Source organism: Phormidium sp. CCY1219, from assembly GCF_035615515.1.
Classification (GTDB): Bacteria; Cyanobacteriota; Cyanobacteriia; order Cyanobacteriales; family Laspinemataceae; genus CCY1219.
The window spans coordinates 1-590 of record NZ_JAJENT010000286.1; the positions used below are offsets into that span (position 1 = coordinate 1).

The 590-nt window shown below is 53.7% G+C and carries 1 protein-coding gene; it reads left to right on the forward strand.

Annotation, left to right across the window (positions count from 1 at the left end):
* The coding region (locus LKK83_RS04395; RefSeq protein ID WP_324629676.1) for a CHAT domain-containing protein at positions 1–590 on the forward strand (590 nt) is incomplete at both ends.

The window sequence follows — 590 nt, forward strand, 5'->3', positions numbered from 1 at the left end:
TTACCCGAACCGCAAGCGGAGGAGTTGACGCCGTTGCTGGTGAGTCACGAAATTGTCAATCTGCCTTCTGCCTCAACCTTGGCGATTTTGCGGCAAGACGAACCGCGCCAAACTGCGCCGAAAACGGTTGCGTTAATTGCGGATCCGGTGTTTGAACCGGACGATACAAGAGTGACGGGCGAAACTTCTGGCAACAAGTCGAATCTGCATCGGGTGGTGGTGAATCGTTCTGCGGAGACGATTATCGGGAGTCCGATTCCGGCACTTCCGGGGACGCGCGAAGAGGCGGAAGCGATTTTAGAGTTGGTTCCGGAGAATGCGGCGATGCCTGCGTTTGATTTCGATGCCTCTCGCGCTACGGTGGCGCAAACGGATTTAACTCAATATCAAATGGTACATTTTGCCACACATGGGTTTGTGAATAGTAATGCGCCGGAACTGTCGGGGGTTGTGCTATCTCTGGTGGATGAACGGGGCAATGCGGTAGATGGGTTTTTGCGCCTGCATGACATTTTCAACCTGAAGCTGAATGCGAAAGTGGTGGTACTTTCTGCCTGTCAAACTGGCTTGGGGGACTCGATTCGCGGCGA